The following is an 18,602-nucleotide window of genomic DNA, read 5'->3' as shown; positions in this document are numbered from 1 at the left end:
GTCCCCGGTTGCCGGCTTTCCGAACCATCCGCTCCGCGCGCGCGGAGCCCTCAACCAGAGAAAAGTTCGAACGGCGCCCAGAGTGCCGGATGGTCCACTGCGGCTTCGCCGTCCTTGCCGGTGCGGACCGTGCGGATGGCCCTGCCGAGCGCGGTCGCCGGGTCCATGCCCTCGCGGATGGCGCGGACCGTGCCGACCGAGAGCCGGCGGGCCATGTCGTCGCGCACCAGCCAGTGGCTCGCCATCACGCGCCGGGCCCCGGCCAGGAAGAAGCCCTGCACGAGGCCGGACAGCTGCGGCCGATCGCCCGAAGCCGCGCCGGCGGTGTTACAAGCCGAGAGGATGACGAGCGCGGCCGGCAGGTCAAGCCGGCCGATCTCGCTGGGCTTGAGCAGTCCGTCGTCCTCGCCTTCCGGCGTCAGCAGCAAGGCAGGCTCGGCCAGCCCGTCCAGGTCGCCGGCCACGAGGCCATGCGTCGCGAAGGCGAGGATGGCGTCGGGCGGGACATCCAGAGCGCGCAGCCGCGCCTTGGTCGCCGCCGCCCCGGTGAAGATCTGTGGCGCTTGCGCGCCAAGCGCTTGCGCCAGCGCGGCGAGCTCCCGGCGGGCCTCGGGCAGATCGGCCAGGGCATTGATCGCTTGCGCTGTCCCGGCCGAGCGCATGGCCATTCGCGCGCCGGCCTGCCGCCCTTCCACGCCACCGAGCGCGATCAGCGCCGCGCCCGATATCGCCGCCTCCTGCGTCGACTGGCTGGTGCGGGGCGCGCGGACGAGGCGGCTGATCACATGGCGGTCCGCCAGATAGTCGCGCGACCGGATGTCCGGTACGAGGAGGCCGAGGGGGAGAGCGCCCAGCGCGCCATTGGCGATGATCGCGAGCCGCCGGGCGGGCCGCATCATCGCGGCGATGTCGCGCGGGAAGAGCAGCGCATGGAGATGCGCCGCCGCGTCCCTGTCGAATGGCGACGCCTCGCCCATGTCGAGCGCCGAGCGCAGCCGCGCGACCAGCGCGTCTATGGGGGCGGCGGCGTCGATTTCATATTGCCGCACCCTGCGGCCATCGATGGCCGTCACCAGATGCCTCTGGTCCAGCGCGGTGATCATGAGCGTGAGGGTGCGCGGATCGCTTGCGGCCCGGACCTCCGCCAGCGTGGAAGGGCGGAAGAACAGGCGCGCCCGCTCTTCAGCGTCCAGCGATGCATCGAGCCGCGCGATCTCGGCAAGGTTCGCTTCCAGCGCCGTCGAGAGGCCCGCCAGATCGAATGTCGCGTCCGGCTTGCCGAGATTGGCGTCCAGCTGGGCTTCCAGCCCCTGCCGTGCCGCGAGGAGCTGGCGCCGCTCACCGATCAGCGCGGCGAGGTCCGGGCCGGTCGCGGTAGCACGCTCCAGCGCGGCGATGGCCAGCACGTCGTCGAGCGCAGTGCGCGCTGCCCATTGCTGCGCCTGGAAAGCCTCCTCGACCGCGCCGCGCCGCGCGAACAGCTCGGCCAGCCACCCATAAGCGGGACGCTGCCGCTCTGCCTGCGCCGAGCCGCGCAGCAGATTGGCATTGAGCACCAGCGCTTCGAACAGGCTCCGCGCCTCCGCGAGCAGCGCGGCGACATCGCGCGTGTTGGCACGGTCCTGCACGCGCAGCATCATGGCCCGGGCGAGCAACAGGTCGGGATGGCTGGCCGGGAGCATTGCCGCGCGAAGGCTCACCGCTTCCTCCGCCGCGCGCGCGGCGGTGGGCCAGTCGGCATTGGCGAACGCCGCCTTCGTCAGATTGTCCCGGGCATTGGCCCGGTCGCGATGTCCCGCCGGCAACCGCTCGTCCCGCACCGCCACCAGCTGCTGCGCCAGCGCCTGCGCTTGCGCGCCATCGCCCACGCCGATCAGCGCCACGAGCAGCGTGTCGCGCGCATTGAGGGCCCGGTCGCTCTGGTTGCCCAGTTGCACGTCGATGATCGGCGTCGCCACCTCCAGGAAGGCGACGGCATCCTCGAACTGCCCCGCCCGGACGAGGGCCTGCGCGAACTGCACGCGCATCGTCGCGCTGGTCTGCGTCGGCGCGCCGGCGGCCTTCTCGAGCAGCTCGTAAGCGCGCCGGATCATGGGCATGGCGTCGCGGGGCCGGTTCACCCGCAGCATGATGGCGCCGAGATTGGCATGGAGATTGGCCATCATCGCATGCTCGGGGCCGATGGCCGGGCCGAGGCGGGCGATCGCCGTCTGCGCCGTGGTGATCGCGTCCTCGGTGCGGCCGGCCGTGTAGAGGTAGACGACGCGATTGCCATACCAGATGCCGACGTCGACCGGCACTTGCGGCAGCTTCAGCGCGATGTCGATGGCCTCGGCATTGCGGGCGAGCGCGTCCTCCAGCCGACCGTGCTCGAGATAGGAGGCGGCAAGGTTGCTGAGCGCTGTCGCCCGGTCCTTGGACAGTCCGGCCGCCGGATCGGCCGCGAAATCGGCGACGACCTGCTCGGTGATGACCAAGGCGCCGGCATGATCGCCCTGGAAGTTCAGGATATAGCCCCGCGTCCCCAGCGCGTTGCGCCAGGAGGCCCGGTAGGCCGAATCGGAGACGGCGCCCGCCAGCACGGGGATGATCCGCTCCAGCATCGCCAGCGCGTCGGCCATTTCACCGCGGGCCGCCATGCTCTGCGCTACAGAGAGCTCCCGTGCCGCGACTTCGGGATGACCGGCGGGGTAGAGGCGCTTCGCTTCGGCAAGCGCCGCCGCGCCCAGCGCGCGGTAAGCTTCCGGATCGGAATCGGGGTCGGCGGCATCAGAGCGCGCAATCAGGTCATCGAGCCTGCTGCGATCCACGGGGGCTTTCGCCACGACCGGCATGACCGAACCGATGAGAAGCAGCGGTGCAAGAACGGCGCCCCAGCCGGCCAGATATGTCTTCATGCGATCCCCACCCCGTCATGACCCGCGATGATTCCTTCATCGCGCCGGTCCCGAGATCAAGGCCTTTTCGGTGCCATCGCGCGTCTTTTGGAAGCGGGCGTGCCAGCGCCGAAGGTGCCGCTGGAGCGGGCGCCGGGAAGGTCGCCCGGAAAAGGACCGGCGCGAGCGGAGCGCGGGGGCATTTTCCCTTCCCCAGGCGAATCCGCTCCCTTATGGTCGCTTCATGCCGACCAAGCCGGAACCTCTGCCCGCCTCGGGCTTTTTCGAGGGCGCGGAGCACCTGTTCCCGCTGCGCGTCTATTATGAGGATACCGACCTGTCGGGCGTCGTCTACCATGCCAATTTCCTGCGCTACATGGAGCGCGCGCGCTCGGACATGCTGCGCGTGGCGGGGATCGACCAGCGCGCCGCCGTGGAGCAGGGGCTGGGCCATTATGCCGTATCGCGTGCGGACCTTCGCTATCGTGCGCCCGCCCGGCTGGACGATGACCTGCTCGTGCGCAGTCGCCTCGAGGATGTGGGCGGCGCGCGATGCGTGATCGCCCAGACCGTGTGGCGGGGCGACGTTTTGCTGGCACAGGCGGACGTGACCGTGGCCTTCGTCGATCCCACGGGGCGCCCGCGTCGTCAGCCGGCCGACTGGATAGAGCGGTTCAACCGCCTGCGCGCGGCATGAGATTCATCTGCGGTTCACCTTGTGCTGCCCAAGCGACTCGTGCCTCCAGGCCGGTCGCTTGCACTCGGCCTCATCCGCTATCCCCGCTCGACAAGAGCATCAGACAAGCCCGGAGAGATTGATTCGCTCATGACCCTGCCGCCTTTCCTTGCCGCTGCGCTGCCGCCGGCCTCGACCGGTCCGATCACCCTGTCGCCGCTCACCCTGTTCATGGAAGCGGACATCGTCGTGAAGATCGTCATGCTCGGCCTGCTGGCGGCGAGCGTGTGGACCTGGAGCATCATCGTCAGCTTCTCGGGCCGCCTGAAGACCCTGCGCAAGGGCTGCGAGGAGTATGAGCGCGCGTTCTGGCAGGCCAAGGACATGGACGCCTTCGTGAAGGAGCGGGGCAAGGAGGATCTGCCGAGCGCGCAGTTGCTGTCCGCCGCGATCGGGGAGTGGCGGCGCTCCACTGCCCTGCGGGGCATGCAGGCGGAAGGCACGCGGGATCGGCTGGCGACGGCGATGGGATCGGCCCTTGCCGGCACTATCGACCGGATTTCGGACCGGCTGAACATCCTGGCGACCGTCGGCTCCGTGGCGCCCTTCGTTGGCCTCTTCGGCACCGTCTGGGGCATCATGCGCAGCTTCACAGCGATCGCGGGCGAGCAGAACACCAGCCTCGCCGTAGTGGCGCCGGGCATCGCGGAAGCGCTGTTCGCGACCGCGATCGGCCTCTTCGCGGCCATTCCGGCCGTCATCGCCTACAACCGGCTCAGCCATGGCGTGAACCGGCTCGAGGCGCGGCTCCAGCGCTTTTCGGACGGCCTCTACACCACGTTCAGCCGGGAGCTTGAAGCCTGATGGCGATGAGCCTTCCTCCCGGCCGGCGCGGCGGCGGGCGCCGGGCTCCCATGGCGGAGATCAACGTGACGCCGCTGGTGGACGTCATGCTGGTGCTGCTCATCATCTTCATGGTCACAGCGCCCCTGCTGGTCACCGGCGTTCCCATCCGCCTGCCCGAATCCCGCGCCCGCGCGCTCGATCAGGATCAGCGGCCGAGCGTTCTGTCCATCGACCGGGACGGCGCGCTGTTCCTGAACGACGAGCCGGTGCCGGAACAGGCGCTGCCGCAGCGCCTGGCCGCTCTGCGCGAGACGCTCTCGCCCACCGACCAGCTGTTCCTGCGCGCTGATGCCGGACTGGATTATGGCACGGTGATGCGTGTGATGGGCGAACTGAACCGGGCGGGGTTGGACCGCGTGTCGCTCGTCACGACGGCTGGCACAACTGGATCGGATTCGTCCAGCACGCGTTCATCTGGCGATCAATAGGCCGTTCATGATGGACCGGAGCGAACGTCTCGGACTGGGGGTGTCGACGGCAGGCCATGTCCTGCTGTTCGGTGCGCTGTCGCTCGGCCTGCTCACGACCAGCGTGACTCTGCCCCCGCCGCCCGCGACGATCGACGTCTCGCTCGCGGACAGCATAGCTCTCGAAAGCCGGACCACCGAGCCTGCGGCGGAAACCGCGACCAGCGCCGTTGCGCCCGAGGTGGGCGAGACGGAGCCCGACCCGGCGCCGCCGGAGCCCGTGGAAGCCGCGCCGGCGCCCCTCGCGCCCCCGCCGCAGCCCGCCGCCCCGGAGCGGCCCCGCGCCACACAGCCCGCACCGCCCAAGCCGCGCGAGACGCCCCGGCCGACACCGCCCAAGGCCACGCCGAAGGAGCCCGAGAAGTCCGCGCCTGCGAAGACGGAGGCCAAGCCGCAGGAAAAGCCCCGGCCCCAGCGCGCCTCCCGCCTTGGCAGCGATTTTCTCAAGGGGCTGGAGAGCGACGCGCCGCCATCCCGGAATGCGCCCGCCACCAGCGGATCGGCCGCGCCGATGGGCGCCGTGGCAGCGCGCGCGCTCAATGCGGAGATCAACCGGCAGATCAAGCCTCATTGGCGCCCGCCTTCCGGTGCCGATGCCGATCGGCTCGTGACGCTGCTCAGCGTCCATCTAGACCGGAACGGCGCGATCGTCGGGCGGATCGAAGTGGTGGGCCAGCAAGGCATCACCGCGAGCAATCGCGCCCAGGCGGACCTGCATGCAGAACGCGCCATCCAGGCCGTGACGCGCGCCTCGCCGTTCCGTAACCTGCCGCCGGAATATTACGACCAATGGAAATGGCTCCAGCCCCTCAGATTTGACGCGAGACTGTCCCAATGACCTTGTCCATTCTTCCGCGCCTGCGCGGCGCCATGTGTCTTTTCGCCACCGTTCTCGTCACTGCGCCTGCCGCCGCGCAGCTCAGCGTGGACGTGACCGGCCAGATCGAGAATGATCTGCGCATCGCGATTCCGCCCATGCCGGCGCAGCAGAATGTCGAGACGCCGGCCGGTTCGACCGAACTGCTCGGGCAGAAAATCGCCGAAGTCATTGCCAATGACCTGCGCAACAGCGGCCTGTTCACGCCGCTCGGGCCGGATGGCATGCCGCGCCCTTCGATTGCGGCTGTCACCAATCCCGAGTTCGAGCGTTGGTCCGCCATGAACGCGGAGGCGCTGGTGCAGGGTTTCGTGCGGTCGGCCGGCGGAGACTCGCAAATCACCGTGGGCTGCTATCTTTTCGACGTCGCGCTCAAGAGCGAACTGACGCGGCAGGGCTATGTCGTCGCGCCGCGCGACTGGCGCCGAGCCGCGCACCGCTGCGCGGATCTCATCTACTCCCGCCTCACGGGCGAGAGCCCCTTCTTCGACAGCCGCATCGCCTATATCGCGGAGACCGGCCCCAAGGATAACAGGGTCAAGCGTCTCGCGATCATGGACAGCGACGGCGCGAACCACCGCTTCATCACCAATGGCCAGAGCCTCGCGCTCACGCCGCGCTGGTCGCCCGACTACAAGTCGATCGCTTATGTGAGCTATGTCGGGAAGACGGTGCGCATCTACATCTACGATGTGGATCAGGGCCGCCAGCGCGCCATCCTCGAAACGAACAACGCAGTTTTCGCCCCACGCTGGTCGCCGGATGGCCGCACGCTGCTCTATTCTATGGCGAGCGGCGGCAATACCGACATCTACAAGATCGGGGTGAATGGCGGGCGGCCGGTCCGGCTGACCAACACGCCGGGCATCAATGTCGGCGGCTCCTTCTCGCCGGACGGCGCGCGCATCGTATTCGAGAGCGATCGTTCGGGCGGGCAGCAGATCTATGTGATGAATGCCGATGGTTCGGACCAGCGCCGTATCAGCTTCGGCGGCGGGCGCTATGCCACGCCCGAGTGGAGCCCGCGCGGCGACCTGATTGCCTTCACCAAGATCGCGGGCAATTTCCGCATCGGCGTGATGAGCCCGGGCGGCGGCAACGAGCGCCTGTTGACCAATGGCTGGCAGGACGAGGCGCCGACCTGGTCCCCCAACGGCCGGGTGCTGCAGTTCTTCCGGACCAGCCAGGGGCGTGGTGGCCGCTCGTCGATCTGGCAAGTGGACCTGACCGGCGTGAACCTGCGGCAGATCCAGACGCCGGTGGATGGCTCCGACCCGGCCTGGGGTCCGCTGCTGCAATGAGATTTTTGAACGAATTCATGACGTTTGATGGTTGACTTGTCGGCAAAACGCCCCGAGCATGCGATGAACGGTTACCCTTTGAGCGAGGACAATAGGAGAAGACCCATGCGTACGACATCTGTGATGCTACTTGTTTCCAGTGCCGCGCTGGCACTGTCGGCCTGCTCGAAGAAAGCACCCGAGGAAATCCCGCCGCCGCCGGCCGATACGGCTCCGACCACGCCGACCCCGCCGCCGCCGCCGTCCGGCCCCGTCGCTGGCAGCCAGGCGGATTTCATCGCGAGCGTCACGTCGGACACTATCCTCTTCGATACCGACAAGAGCGACATCGATGACGAAGATCGCGCCGTGCTGCGCAGCCAGGCCGAATGGCTGATGCGTTATCCCAATAAGCGCATCACGGTGGAAGGCCATTGCGACGAGCGCGGTACGCGCGAATATAACCTCGCTCTGGGCGAGCGTCGCGCCAATGCCGCCAAGAATTATCTGGCGGCCCTGGGCATCGACGCCGGCCGCATTACGACCATCAGCTATGGCAAGGAGCGCCCGGTGGCGCTGGGATCGGACGAAGCCAGCTGGGCCCAGAATCGCCGCGCGGTCACCGTCACGGTCGACTGAAGCAGACATCGATCACATGGAAAGGGCGGTCGTCACTGCGACCGCCCTTTTTCGTGCCCGCTTCCGCCCCGAGGAGGCGAGGGATGCTCTGAGGCGCGAAGCAGGGCGTCGTGCAGGTGTCGTGGGGCGCCGTCAGCAAGGCCGGCCGTTGCGCCCGCAGTGCCCGGGCCCGTCAGACCCGCCCGCGCCTGTTCTGGGCGACGATCCGCGGGTCATGCGCCCCGACCTTCATCCGGCTGTTGCGCAAGGCCACGAGGAAAGCACCCAGTGCCGCCGGAACCACCAGCAGATGGAGATCGTGAAAGAGCCCCGCGCCGGGAAGATGGTGGAACCACCAAAGGATGGCGCCCAGCAAGAGCCCGCGAAAGCCCCGACCGACAGGCGCCACGGAACCGGACCATCATAGACGCTGACGAGGTCGGCTTGCTGGAGCAGGGCTCGCAAGGCCGCTTCGCCCTCGGCATCGAGCGGCAGGTCGATGGCGCCGGCGCATTGCCGAATGCGGTCCAGCTCGACATCGCGAAGCGGCGATGCGGTGAAGTCGTCCCAGTCCTGACCGCTGCCGGTGCGGTTCAGGAACGCCGTGATGGCGCCAACGACATAATGCCGTTCATTCCGCATGTCCGTTCCCGACTGCCCGATGATTGCCATCGGGCATCCTGCGCCGTGCAGAAGGGGGGCAGGAGGCCCCCGTTCCGGTTCAGCCGCGCCGCGTGCCAGACATGGTGAGCGTGCCGAAGGCGCCGGCGTCGATGGTGCCGGTGATCGTGCCCTCGTTCACCACCGCCTCGCATTTCAGCGTCATCGGCATGGGCATGGTCATTTCCATCGTCCAGCTCAGGCGATTGCCGTCCACCTTGCCGTCCTTCACGTCGAGCGAACCGAGCGGCCCGGCGTTCGTGCCGTTGAACCTGGCCCCGTCCGTCACGATCGTGAAAACACTGGGCTGCTCGCCCATCGGCGTCTTCGTGATGCAGTCATAGGCGCCGTCGACCTTGGTCATGGCTGTCTCCTTCATAGCATGGCCGGGCTATTGAGCGGCCGGCGAGTCCGAGTCAATCTCCGTCACGGGCATGCCGAGCGCATCGAGCTGGTCCCTGATCTTCGCCTTGTCACCGACCACGACCCAGCTCAGCCGGGCGGGATCGATCAGGGTGCGGGCTGCCTTGTCCAGCTCATCCGGCGTCAGCGCGGCATAACGCTGGCCCAGCGTCTCCACATAAGTGAACGGCCGGCCGAACAGCGCGTCCGCCTGCATCTGGCCAAGCACCGCGCCCGTGGTCTCGAAGCGCGCCGGCAGCTTGGCGATCTCCCCGCTGATGACGCGGCGGAACTCCTGCGGCGTCACGCCCTTGGAGCCCACGAACTGCGCGATATCGTCCCGCATGGCGGCGATGGCAGGCCCCGTCTTGTCCGCCTGTACCGGCGCCGCGACGATATAGGGGCTGCGCTCCACGCGCGGCGTGAGATAGGCGCGCACGCCGTAGGACCAGCCCTTCACTTCGCGGATGTCGGTATTGAGCCGCGACAGGAAATCATCGCCCAGGATGACATTGGCCGTGCTGAAGGCCAGCAGGTCGTCGCTGCCCTTCGCGGTCGTGACCACGCCGCCCAGGATCATCGACTGGGGCGATTGCGGCCGGTCGATCAGATAGACGCCGGGCTTGGGGTCCGGAATCGTCACGGCGAAGTCCTTGGTGGGCGAGGCCATGCGGTTCTGCGGCCAGTGCCCGAACCGGGCATCAAGCAGAGGCTTGATCTCCGCCATGGTGATGTCGCCCGCCACGAAGATCTCGGCCTTGCTGGGTACCATCCAGGAGCTGTGATAGCGCAGGAGGTCCTCGCGAGTGATGGCCTTCACGCTGGCTTCGTCACCACGGCCGCTGGCCGAGCTGCCATAGGGATGCTGGTTGCCATAAAGCAGCGGGAAGATGGCGCGGCTCGCCAGTCCCTGGGGTTGCGTCTTTTCCGCGGCGATGCCGGCAAGCTGAGTCGCGCGCAGGCGTTCGACCTCACCCGGAGCGAAGGCGGGATTGCGCACCACGTCGTCCAGCAGGTCAAGCGAGGGCGCGAGATTGGCCTTGAGCGCGAAGAGCGAGACGGACGTGCGGTCCATGCTCTGGCCGGTCGAGATGCTGGCGCCCAGCCGTTCCTGCTCCTCGGCGATCTGGATCGTCGAGCGTGTGGTCGTGCCTTCGTCGAGCAGGCTCAGCATCAGCGCGCTCAGGCCCAGCCGGTCCTTGCGGTCGCTCGCGATGCCGGCGTCGAAGCTGACGGCGATCCGCACGGCAGGCACCGTCGCGCGGCGGGCGAGGTGGACTTTGATGCCATTGGCGAGCGTCGCGGTCTCGACATCAGGGAAATCGAGCGCCGGGCTCGATTTCACGTCCGGCAGTGCCAGCTTCGGCGCGGCGGCAGGCGCCGCTTCCTGCGCAGCCGCGTCGCCCGGCGCGCTCACGGCGGCCTCCTCATAGTCCTCGCGCTCGCCAGGTTCGACCTTGAGCGCGTAGACCGGGCGCGTCAGCCAGCGCTGCATCGCCGCGGTCACGCCCTTGGGCGTGGCGGAGGCGATGGCGGCGAGGTCCTTCTTGTACTGGCCCGGATCCCCCGCGTAGAGCAGCCCTTCGGCAAGGGTCGTCGCCTTGCCCCCAAAGCCGCCCACCACTTCCAGCGCTGCGATTTCCGCTGAAACCTGCCGGGTCGCGACGCGCGTCACTTCATCGGCAGACGGGCCCGTCTTCACATAATCGGCGATGATCTCGTCCAGCCGGCGTGAGACCAGCCCGGGGTCGACGCCCGGCTTCACGTCAGCCGTCACTTCGACGAAGCCGATCTGCTCGAATTGCTGCAGGCTTGCCGTCACGCCGACCGCGACCTGTTCCTTGCGCACCAGCTCGTTGTCGAGCCGCGAGCTGGAGAGCCCGCCGAGCACGGCCGCGCCCACTGCGAGCAGCGAGGAATCCTTGTCGTTGCGCCCCGGCGTCACCCACATGCGGTGGAGCCGGGTGGTCGCGACGCGGTCCTTCATGACCTGATCGATGCGCGCCGGCAGGGTCGGCACCGGGGAGACGACCGGCTTCACGACCGGACCGGCGGGAATGGCGCCGAAATATTTCTCCGCCTTCTCCCGCGCCGTCTGCAGGTCGATATCGCCAGCGAGCACGAGAATCGCGTTGTTCGGTCCGTAATTGTCCCGGAACCAGGTCTTCACGTCTTCCAGGCTGGCACTGTCCAGATCTGCCATCGAGCCGATGGTGGAGTGGGCATAAGGATGCCCCTTCGGCAGCAGGGCGGCGAGCTGGGCATATTCGACGAGGCCATAAGGCTGGTTGTCGCCTTGGCGCTTCTCGTTCTGGACCACGGCGCGCTGCGCGTCGAGCTTGGCCTGCGTGACCGCGCCCAGCAGATGGCCCATGCGGTCCGCCTCGGCGAACAGGGCGAGGTCGAGCGCGCCGGTCGGCATCGTCTCGACATAATTGGTGCGGTCGAACCAGGTGGAGCCGTTCAGCCCGCTCGCGCCCGCGCCCATCAGCGTTTCGTCGGGCGTCGGCACATTCTCCGATCCCCCGAACATCAGATGTTCGAAGAGATGGGCAAAGCCGGTCTTGCCTTCGGGCTCGTTCTTGGAGCCCACGCGATAATAGACGGTGACGCCGACCACCGGCGCTTTCCGATCTGTATGGACGATCACGCGCAGGCCATTCTTCAGCGTGAACATCTCATAGGGAATGTCGACTTGCCGGACGAGGTCGGTCAGCGGCGCGGGTTTCACTGCGGCGGCTGCGGGACTGCTCTGCGCCCAGGCCGGGGTCGCAGTGCTCAGCGACAGGACGAGCGCCGCGCTGCAGACGCCAGAGAAGAAGGAGAGGGAGCGCTTTGGGAAAATCAGAGCCATGCGGAACTCCAGGAGCAGGGCGGGCGGCCGGCCGTGCCACGGCGGCGCCTCAGGATGGCGGGACCATAGCCGCGTGGCGCGGCCGTGCAATGCGTCTGCTGTCTGGACAGGATCATTTTCCGGCCTAGTCTGGCTCCAAGGACACGCCTTCGGGCGCAAAGATCCGATCCTGCCTTCAGAGGAGACATCCACTCGTGCGTCCAGTCGTCGCTTCTCTTGCCCTTTCATTGGCCGCCTTCGCTTCCGCGCCGCTTGCCGCGCAAGCCGTGGTCGGGACCGCCGTGCCGCCGAGCACCGTGCCGAACAGCGAGCCGCGCCCCTTCCGCTTCGCAACGCAGGCCAGTGCGCAGGGCACCTTGGTGGTGCCCATGAGCGGCACCGCGCTGCCCGCGCTGTCCGGCGTAACGCTCGATGAGGCCAGCCGCGCTGCTGTGACCCGCGCGATCGGAGATGCCGGCTTCAAGGGTGGGAAGAAGGAAACGCTGGCGCTGCGCGGGATTGGCGGCTGGGCGCAGATCCTGCTGGTGGGCACGGGCCCGCTGCCGCAGGGCGAAGCGCTTCGTGCCGCCTTGCGGGATGCCGGCGGCCGTGCCGCGCAGGCGCTGGTGAGCGAGAAGCAGCCGGTGGTCTTCGCTGTACCGGCTGGTCTCGGCGCGGCTGCGCAGACGGCCGAATTCGCGCTCGGCTATGCGCTCGGCCAGTATCGGTTCGACCGGTACAAGAGCGATCGCAAGGCGCCGCCGGTCGATCCGGTGACGTTCGTGAGTGCAGATGCGGAAGCCATGGGCGCGCTGTGGCGTGATCGCCTTGCCGCGCAGGCCGAAGCGGTCACGCTCTCGCGCGACCTCGCCACGGAGCCGGCCAATGTGATCTATCCTGAATCCTTCGTGGAGCGGACGCGTGCCGCCCTGGCCGGTGTGCCCGGCGTCAGCATCGAGGTGCTGGACGAGGCTGCGATGCGCAAGCTCGGCATGGGGTCCATCCTCGGCGTGGGGCAGGGCTCGACGCGACCGCCGCGCATGATGGTGGTAAGCTACAAGGGCGCCGGTGCGCCGGCCGCGCCGCTTGCCATCGTCGGCAAGGGCATCACGTTCGACAGCGGCGGTATCAGCCTGAAGCCCGGGGCGGGCATGGGACGGATGAAAACCGACATGTCCGGCGCTGCCACTGCTGTCGCCACCGTCCTGTCGCTGGCGAAGGCGAAGGCGCCGGTCAATGTCGTGGCGGTGGCCGCGCTGGCCGAGAACATGCCCGGCGGCAATGCCCAGCGGCCGGGCGATGTCGTGCGCACGATGAGCGGCAAGACCGTCGAGATTATCAGCACGGATGCCGAGGGGCGGATGGTGCTGGCCGACGGCATCGAATATGTGATCGACAGGTACAAGCCTGCCGCAGTCATCACCATCGCGACGCTCACCGGGGCCGCGGTGCGGGCATTGGACGACGAGTATACCGCGCTGTTCGGCCGGCATGATGATCTGATCGAGGCGATCGATGCCGTCGGCGCCCCCACGGGCGAGGCGGTGTGGCGCCTGCCGCTGCATGACAGCTATGCCGATGATCTGCGCTCCCCCATCGCGGACCTCAAGCATGGCGGGGATGGGCCGGGGGCCAGCATCGGCGCATGGTTCGTCGGCTCTTTCGTGAAGGAAGGCACGCCCTGGGCGCATCTCGACATCGCCGGGACGGCCTGGACCGACCGCGGCGACGCAGTGACCCCCAAGGGCGCGACCGCCTGGGGCGTGCGCCTGCTCGACGAACTGGCGCGCAGCTGGAAGCCCTGATACGTCTCGCGTGGCGGGCTTCGTGCTCGCCGCGCGCTTCTCTTGTGGTTGACTCGCGTCAAGGCGCGCCCACATGCGGCCGGGCAGGGTCCCCATCGAGGACGGGAGCGGGGCACTGCGCGGATTAAGATTCCCATGCCTGCACCCTTGTGTTGCACATCAGCAACACTATCTGGAAGGCCGCGAAGGGAGAGACCATGAACCTCGAAAAATTCACTGACCGCGCCAAGGGCTTCCTCCAGAGCGCGCAGACCGTGGCGATCCGCATGAACCATCAGCAGATCGCGCCGGACCATCTTCTCAAGGCACTGCTCGAGGACGAGCAGGGCATGGCGAGCGGACTCATCCGCGCTGCTGGCGGTGACGCGCAGCGCGCGCTCAGCGAGACGGACCTCGCCCTCTCGAAGATTCCCGCCGTGTCCGGTGGCGGCGCCCAGCAGGCGCCCGGCCTCAACAATGATTCCGTGCGCGTGCTCGATCAGGCCGAGCAGGTCGCGCAGAAGGCGGGGGACAGCTACGTTACCGTCGAGCGGCTGCTGCTCGCCCTGGCGCTCAGCCTCAACACCAGCGCTGGCAAGGCGCTGCAGGCGGCGGGCGTGAAAGCCGATGCGCTCAATGCCGCGATCAATGAGCTGCGCAAAGGCAAGACCGCTGACACAGCGTCCGCCGAGGACCGCTACGACGCGCTCAAGAAGTTCGCCCGCGACCTGACCGAAGCGGCGCGGGCGGGCAAGCTCGATCCGGTCATCGGCCGCGACGAAGAGATCCGCCGCACCATCCAGATCCTCGCCCGGCGCACCAAGAACAATCCCGTGCTGATCGGCGAACCCGGCGTCGGCAAGACCGCCATCGCGGAAGGACTTGCGCTACGCATCGCCAATGGCGACGTGCCCGATACGCTCAAGGGCCGCACGCTGATGGCGCTCGACATGGGCAGCCTGATTGCCGGTGCCAAATATCGCGGCGAGTTCGAGGAGCGGCTGAAGGGCGTGCTCGATGAAGTGAAGGCCGGTGAGGGCGACATCATCTTGTTCGTCGACGAGATGCACACGCTGATCGGCGCGGGCAAGAGCGAAGGCGCGATGGACGCCTCCAATCTGCTAAAGCCCGCTCTCGCGCGCGGCGAGCTGCATTGCATCGGCGCGACCACGCTCGATGAATATCGCAAATATGTCGAGAAGGACCCGGCGCTCCAGCGGCGCTTCCAGCCCGTGTTCGTCGGTGAGCCGACGGTGGAGGATACCATCTCCATCCTGCGCGGCATCAAGGACAAATATGAGACGCACCACGGTGTGCGGATCGCGGACGCGGCAATCGTCTCGGCCGCCACGCTTTCGAACCGCTACATCACCGACCGCTTCCTGCCGGACAAGGCGATCGACCTCATGGACGAGGCCGCGAGCCGCATCCGCATGGAAGTGGAGAGCAAGCCCGAGGAGATCGAGAATCTCGACCGGCGCATCATGCAGCTCCAGATCGAGCGCGAGGCGCTCAAGAAGGAAAGCGACCAGCCCAGCAAGGATCGCCTTGCCGCGCTGGAGGAGGATCTTGCCAATCTCGAGCAGCAGTCGGCTGAGCTGACGCAGCGCTGGCAGGCGGAGAAGGACAAGATCGCCGGCGAGGCAAAGCTCAAGGAGCAGCTCGACGCGGCGCGCATCGCGCTGGAGCAGGCGCAGCGCAATGGCGAATATGCCAAGGCGGGCGAGCTGCAATATGGCACCATCCCCGGACTGGAGAAGCAGCTCGCCGAGGCGCAGTCCGCATCCCAGGGCGCGATGCTGCGTGAGGAAGTGACGAGCGAGGATATCGCGAGCGTCGTTTCCCGCTGGACCGGCATTCCCGTCGACAAGATGATGGAAGGCGAGCGCGAGAAGCTGCTCGCCATGGAAGTCGAGCTGGGCAAGCGCGTGATCGGTCAGGCCGACGCAGTGAAGGCGGTCTCCACCGCCGTGCGCCGCTCGCGGGCCGGCCTGCAGGACCCCAACCGGCCGCTCGGCAGTTTCCTTTTCCTCGGCCCCACAGGCGTCGGCAAGACGGAGCTGACCAAGGCGCTCGCCGGCTTCCTGTTCGACGATGACAACGCGATGGTCCGCATCGACATGAGCGAGTTCATGGAGAAGCACAGCGTCGCGCGGCTGATCGGGGCGCCTCCGGGCTATGTCGGCTATGAGGAAGGCGGCGTGCTCACCGAGGCGGTACGGCGCCGGCCCTATCAGGTCGTGCTGTTCGACGAAGTGGAGAAGGCGCATGCCGACGTGTTCAACGTGCTCCTCCAGGTGCTCGACGATGGTCGCCTGACCGACGGGCAGGGGCGCACGGTGGATTTCACCAACACCATCATCGTGCTGACCTCCAATCTCGGCAGCCAGTTCATCGCCAGCCTTGCCGATGACGAGCCCGTCGAGAAGGTCGAGGATCAGGTGATGGACGTGGTGCGGGCCCATTTCCGGCCCGAGTTCCTGAACCGGCTCGACGAGATCGTGCTGTTCCACCGGCTCGGTGCGGAGCATATGGGCCCGATCGTGGACATCCAGGTCAGCCGCGTCGGGCGACTGCTCAAGGACCGCAAGGTCACGCTCGATCTCACGGATGCCGCGCGTGCCTGGCTGGGCCGGGTGGGCTATGATCCGGTCTATGGCGCGCGGCCGCTCAAGCGGGCGGTGCAGCGCTATCTCCAGGATCCGCTGGCCGATCTCATCCTGCGCGGCGAAGTGCCGGACGGCGCGACGGTCCATGTCGATGAAGGGGACGGCGGCCTCAGCCTGAAGGTGGGCTGATCGGCCAAAGGGGCGTCGCCGCTTCAAAGGGGACGCTCCCTCCCGACTCCTGTCTTTGCGCCCGGCGGAGGCCCGATCCAATGACTGAACAGGCCTGACGCAAAAGGCGGCGCCCATGAAAGGGTCGCCGCCTTTTCGTGTTTCATGTCCCCTGGTGCCGGAGCATCAGGTTCTGGCCGGGCAATCCGGCAAAGTCGTGCCGGCGTTCAGCCGCCGACCATGCCCGCGCCCATGCCGCGGCTGCGCGTCACCAGATCATCCGCATCGCCCTGCTGCTGTTCGCGGCTTGCAAGCCATTCGGCATTGGTCTTGCAGACGCGCTGCTTGCGCACGAGCGATCCGGTGACCTCGAGCCGGCGGCAGCGCACAGCGTCGGGATGATCCTTGGGAAGCTTGGCGGGCTCGGCCGACTCCGGCTGGGCCATGGCGGGCGCCACCGGAGTCGCAAGGAGAAGAGCAATGAGCGCAAGACGCATGAATCACATCCTCAGGCAGGCGGATAAGCCGCAGATGAGGTGAATATGCCAAAAACAGAACGCGAAGACAAGTTGCCGCAGCGCACAATGGTTCGCTGCGGCAACATATGAGGGCGGGTGGCTCAGCAGCCCGCGCCGCCCGGTGCGCCGCAATCGATGCCGGCCCGCGAGCGAACGACCAGATCGCGTGCATCATCCTGCTGCTGCTCGCGGATGGCGAGCCACTCGGCGTTCGTCTTGCAGATGCGTTCGCGCCGGGCCAGCGATCCGGTCACGGAGAGCCGCTTGCAGCGGATCGCCTGGGGATGATCGCGCGGGAGCTTTTCTTCCGCCGCGATCACATCGGCATCGGCAAAGGCGGACGGCGCGGGAGAGGTGCTCAGCGCGATCGCGCTCAGGAGAAGCATATGCACGAGAGGATCCCTTTCTTTGGTCTGATGTCTCTGTTTCTTGATCGTCGCATCGTGTGACGATCGCGTAAATGCCCTTTTGTCAGATCGGTCCGCCTCCGCCGCCCCCGCTTGCGTCGGCCGCACGGAAATAGCGCGCGATGACGTCCCTTTCTTCGAGGGAAAGATGGGGGTTCCAGACATCGAAGATCAGCACGGCGCGCAGTTCGTCGCTGTCATTCCAGGCTTCATGCTCGATCGTGTCGTCGAAGGCGAAGGCTTCGCCCACGCGCCAGGGCCGCGTCTCGCCGCCCACCCGGAAGGCGCAGCCAGGAGGCACGACGAGCGGCAAGTGCACGATGGTGCGCGTGTTGGTGACGCCCGTGTGCGGCGGAATGCGCTTGCGCGGGCGCAGCAGCGAGAAGAAGGCCGTCGGTCCACGGCCGGGAATATCTGCGCGCGGAATCGCCCGCAGCACCTCGGCGGTGGCGGGGCATCGCTCCAGCACCGGCGCATTGGGCGCGCCATATTCCCACAGGAAGCAGGCGCCCCAATCCAGCGAACGGTCGAGCGGCGTCCATTTGGACTGCGGCGAACCCTCGTCGAGGCGGATATAGGGACGCAGCGCGTCGCCGGGATCGGCGATGATCCCCAACAACTCCTCCCGGATGACGTCCGTCTGCGCCTCAAGGGCCGCCATCCAGGGAAAATGCTCCCTGTCGAAGAACTCGTCCGCCGGCAGGAACGGATAGCAGACGCCGGCACATTCGTTCGCATAGATGCGCCGCCGCCCGAGCGCATGATCGATGAAGGCACGGGTCCGGCGCGCATCTCGCTGGGAGAGGGGCGCGATGTAGGGATCGGTCGCCGCGGCGACGGCCTCTCCCACCCGGGCTTGCTCGCGTGCGATCCAGGCGCGGGCCTGGTCCAGCACGGGGCGCAGGTCCGGCGCGATCTGGGCAGAGCCGGCCGCCAGTTGAAGGACGGCATGCCAAGCCTGCAATGCCTGCTGTGTCTCGCCCAGCCTTTGATGCAACTCGGCCATGCGCAGCTGGCCCAGGAAATCGCGCCTGTCGAGGGAGAGTACCTGTTCCAGGCTCTTTCGCTCGCCCTCGTCATCGCCCATCAGCCGCTGGGCCTTGGCGAGGTTCATCCAGAGCGCCGGGGCCTTGGGATCTTCCTTTGCTGCACGTGCGAACATGTCGGCCGCTTCGGCATACTCCTGTCGCTGGAGATGCAGCATCCCGCGGCTGTTGAGTACCAGCGGATCCCGGGGGGCAGTGGCACAGGCCCGATCCAGAAAGGCAAGCTGCGCCGCGCCATCGCCGCGCCTTGCGGCCTGCATCGCCTGCGCGAGAAGTTGCTCTGTCTGCCGATCGCTCACGGATGTCGGCTGGCGCGGAAAATCATGGTTTATCCTATGATAGAGATTGTGCAGGTGCAAGAGCCCGCCCGCCTTCCTTGCCAGCTTTGGCACAGCTTATTAGAGCCGTCCGACGCGGTCGGCACTCCGGCCTTTCGCTGCGAAGACGCGTCTGCAAGGGAGGGTTCTTCCTTTGC

Annotated in this window: 15 protein-coding genes; 8 read left to right on the top strand and 7 right to left on the bottom strand. The window is 67.5% G+C overall.

Annotated features, from left to right (window positions below):
* Positions 1-50: 50 nt before the first annotated feature.
* Complete coding sequence (locus HNP60_RS01075) at positions 51-2,897, bottom strand: CHAT domain-containing tetratricopeptide repeat protein (RefSeq protein WP_184149137.1); 2,847 nt, start codon at positions 2,895-2,897, stop codon at positions 51-53.
* Positions 2,898-3,120: 223 nt separating this feature from the next.
* Between HNP60_RS01075 and ybgC the strand changes: the two genes are divergently transcribed.
* The 6 genes from ybgC to pal all read left to right on the top strand — a co-directional run bounded on the left by ybgC (position 3,121) and on the right by pal (position 7,721).
* A complete protein-coding gene (gene ybgC / locus HNP60_RS01070; RefSeq protein ID WP_260394592.1) occupies positions 3,121-3,573 on the top strand; it encodes a tol-pal system-associated acyl-CoA thioesterase in 453 nt (150 codons plus the stop codon).
* 129 nt (positions 3,574-3,702) lie between these two features.
* Complete coding sequence (gene tolQ, locus HNP60_RS01065) at positions 3,703-4,416, top strand: protein TolQ (protein WP_014074577.1); 714 nt, start codon at positions 3,703-3,705, stop codon at positions 4,414-4,416.
* Positions 4,416-4,886 (top strand): ExbD/TolR family protein, encoded by a 471-nt coding sequence (locus HNP60_RS01060; protein ID WP_184051540.1) that lies wholly within the window; start codon positions 4,416-4,418, stop codon positions 4,884-4,886. The genes tolQ and HNP60_RS01060 overlap by 1 nt, the downstream gene beginning before the upstream one ends.
* 7 nt (positions 4,887-4,893) lie before the next feature.
* Positions 4,894-5,763: a TonB C-terminal domain-containing protein gene (locus tag HNP60_RS01055; protein WP_338056680.1), complete on the top strand. Its 870-nt coding sequence runs from the start codon at positions 4,894-4,896 to the stop codon at positions 5,761-5,763.
* The gene (tolB, locus tag HNP60_RS01050; protein WP_184149134.1) at positions 5,760-7,103 is read left to right on the top strand and encodes a Tol-Pal system beta propeller repeat protein TolB; all 1,344 of its coding nucleotides are present in this window, start codon (positions 5,760-5,762) and stop codon (positions 7,101-7,103) included. The genes HNP60_RS01055 and tolB overlap by 4 nt, the downstream gene beginning before the upstream one ends.
* Positions 7,104-7,208: 105 nt before the next feature.
* Entirely contained in the window at positions 7,209-7,721 is a 513-nt protein-coding gene (gene pal, locus HNP60_RS01045) for a peptidoglycan-associated lipoprotein Pal (RefSeq protein ID WP_184051544.1), read from the top strand.
* Positions 7,722-7,949: 228 nt separating this feature from the next.
* Here pal and HNP60_RS01040 read toward each other — a convergent pair whose 3' ends face one another.
* The 3 genes from HNP60_RS01040 to HNP60_RS01030 are packed head-to-tail and all read right to left on the bottom strand — an operon-like array spanning position 7,950 to position 11,616.
* Positions 7,950-8,372 (bottom strand): hypothetical protein, encoded by a 423-nt coding sequence (locus HNP60_RS01040; RefSeq protein ID WP_184149131.1) that lies wholly within the window; start codon positions 8,370-8,372, stop codon positions 7,950-7,952.
* 49 nt (positions 8,373-8,421) lie between these two features.
* A complete protein-coding gene (locus HNP60_RS01035; protein ID WP_184149128.1) occupies positions 8,422-8,724 on the bottom strand; it encodes a hypothetical protein in 303 nt (100 codons plus the stop codon).
* A 27-nt stretch (positions 8,725-8,751) separates the two neighbouring features.
* Positions 8,752-11,616, bottom strand: a complete 2,865-nt coding sequence (locus HNP60_RS01030; protein ID WP_184149125.1) for a M16 family metallopeptidase — start codon at positions 11,614-11,616, stop codon at positions 8,752-8,754.
* A gap of 194 nt (positions 11,617-11,810) precedes the next feature.
* Here HNP60_RS01030 and HNP60_RS01025 point away from each other — a divergent pair, with 194 nt between their 5' ends.
* Both HNP60_RS01025 and clpB read left to right on the top strand, forming a co-directional pair.
* Entirely contained in the window at positions 11,811-13,400 is a 1,590-nt protein-coding gene (locus HNP60_RS01025; protein WP_184149122.1) for a leucyl aminopeptidase, read from the top strand.
* Positions 13,401-13,597: 197 nt separating this feature from the next.
* Positions 13,598-16,177, top strand: coding sequence for an ATP-dependent chaperone ClpB (gene clpB, locus HNP60_RS01020; RefSeq protein ID WP_184149119.1), 2,580 nt, complete (start codon positions 13,598-13,600; stop codon positions 16,175-16,177).
* Positions 16,178-16,383: 206 nt separating this feature from the next.
* Here the strand turns inward: clpB and HNP60_RS01015 are convergent, their stop codons facing one another.
* From HNP60_RS01015 to HNP60_RS01005, 3 genes are all read right to left on the bottom strand, one after another.
* Positions 16,384-16,653: a hypothetical protein gene (locus HNP60_RS01015; RefSeq protein ID WP_184149117.1), complete on the bottom strand. Its 270-nt coding sequence runs from the start codon at positions 16,651-16,653 to the stop codon at positions 16,384-16,386.
* Between the two features lie 122 nt (positions 16,654-16,775).
* The gene (locus tag HNP60_RS01010; protein ID WP_014074566.1) at positions 16,776-17,060 is read right to left on the bottom strand and encodes a hypothetical protein; all 285 of its coding nucleotides are present in this window, start codon (positions 17,058-17,060) and stop codon (positions 16,776-16,778) included.
* Positions 17,061-17,145: 85 nt separating this feature from the next.
* Positions 17,146-18,426, bottom strand: coding sequence for an aspartyl/asparaginyl beta-hydroxylase domain-containing protein (locus HNP60_RS01005; protein ID WP_184149114.1), 1,281 nt, complete (start codon positions 18,424-18,426; stop codon positions 17,146-17,148).
* Between the last annotated feature and the right edge of the window lie 176 nt (positions 18,427-18,602).

This window comes from Sphingobium lignivorans (assembly GCF_014203955.1).
Taxonomy (GTDB): Bacteria; Pseudomonadota; Alphaproteobacteria; order Sphingomonadales; family Sphingomonadaceae; genus Sphingobium; species Sphingobium lignivorans.
This window is presented reverse-complemented; position numbering and strand designations above follow the sequence as displayed.

Bases quoted from the DNA above. Each gene is read 5' to 3' on its own strand.
- pal (WP_184051544.1), top strand. From the start codon at position 7,209: ATGCGTACGACATCTGTGATGCTACTTGTTTCCAGTGCCGCGCTGGCA.
- clpB (WP_184149119.1), top strand. From the start codon at position 13,598: ATGAACCTCGAAAAATTCACTGACCGCGCCAAGGGCTTCCTCCAGAGC.
- HNP60_RS01010 (WP_014074566.1), bottom strand. From the start codon at position 17,060: ATGCTTCTCCTGAGCGCGATCGCGCTGAGCACCTCTCCCGCGCCGTCC.
- HNP60_RS01060 (WP_184051540.1), top strand. From the start codon at position 4,416: ATGGCGATGAGCCTTCCTCCCGGCCGGCGCGGCGGCGGGCGCCGGGCT.
- HNP60_RS01055 (WP_338056680.1), top strand. From the start codon at position 4,894: ATGATGGACCGGAGCGAACGTCTCGGACTGGGGGTGTCGACGGCAGGC.
- HNP60_RS01030 (WP_184149125.1), bottom strand. From the start codon at position 11,616: ATGGCTCTGATTTTCCCAAAGCGCTCCCTCTCCTTCTTCTCTGGCGTC.
- HNP60_RS01035 (WP_184149128.1), bottom strand. From the start codon at position 8,724: ATGACCAAGGTCGACGGCGCCTATGACTGCATCACGAAGACGCCGATG.
- tolB (WP_184149134.1), top strand. From the start codon at position 5,760: ATGACCTTGTCCATTCTTCCGCGCCTGCGCGGCGCCATGTGTCTTTTC.
- ybgC (WP_260394592.1), top strand. From the start codon at position 3,121: ATGCCGACCAAGCCGGAACCTCTGCCCGCCTCGGGCTTTTTCGAGGGC.
- HNP60_RS01015 (WP_184149117.1), bottom strand. From the start codon at position 16,653: ATGCGTCTTGCGCTCATTGCTCTTCTCCTTGCGACTCCGGTGGCGCCC.
- HNP60_RS01075 (WP_184149137.1), bottom strand. From the start codon at position 2,897: ATGAAGACATATCTGGCCGGCTGGGGCGCCGTTCTTGCACCGCTGCTT.
- tolQ (WP_014074577.1), top strand. From the start codon at position 3,703: ATGACCCTGCCGCCTTTCCTTGCCGCTGCGCTGCCGCCGGCCTCGACC.
- HNP60_RS01040 (WP_184149131.1), bottom strand. From the start codon at position 8,372: ATGGCAATCATCGGGCAGTCGGGAACGGACATGCGGAATGAACGGCAT.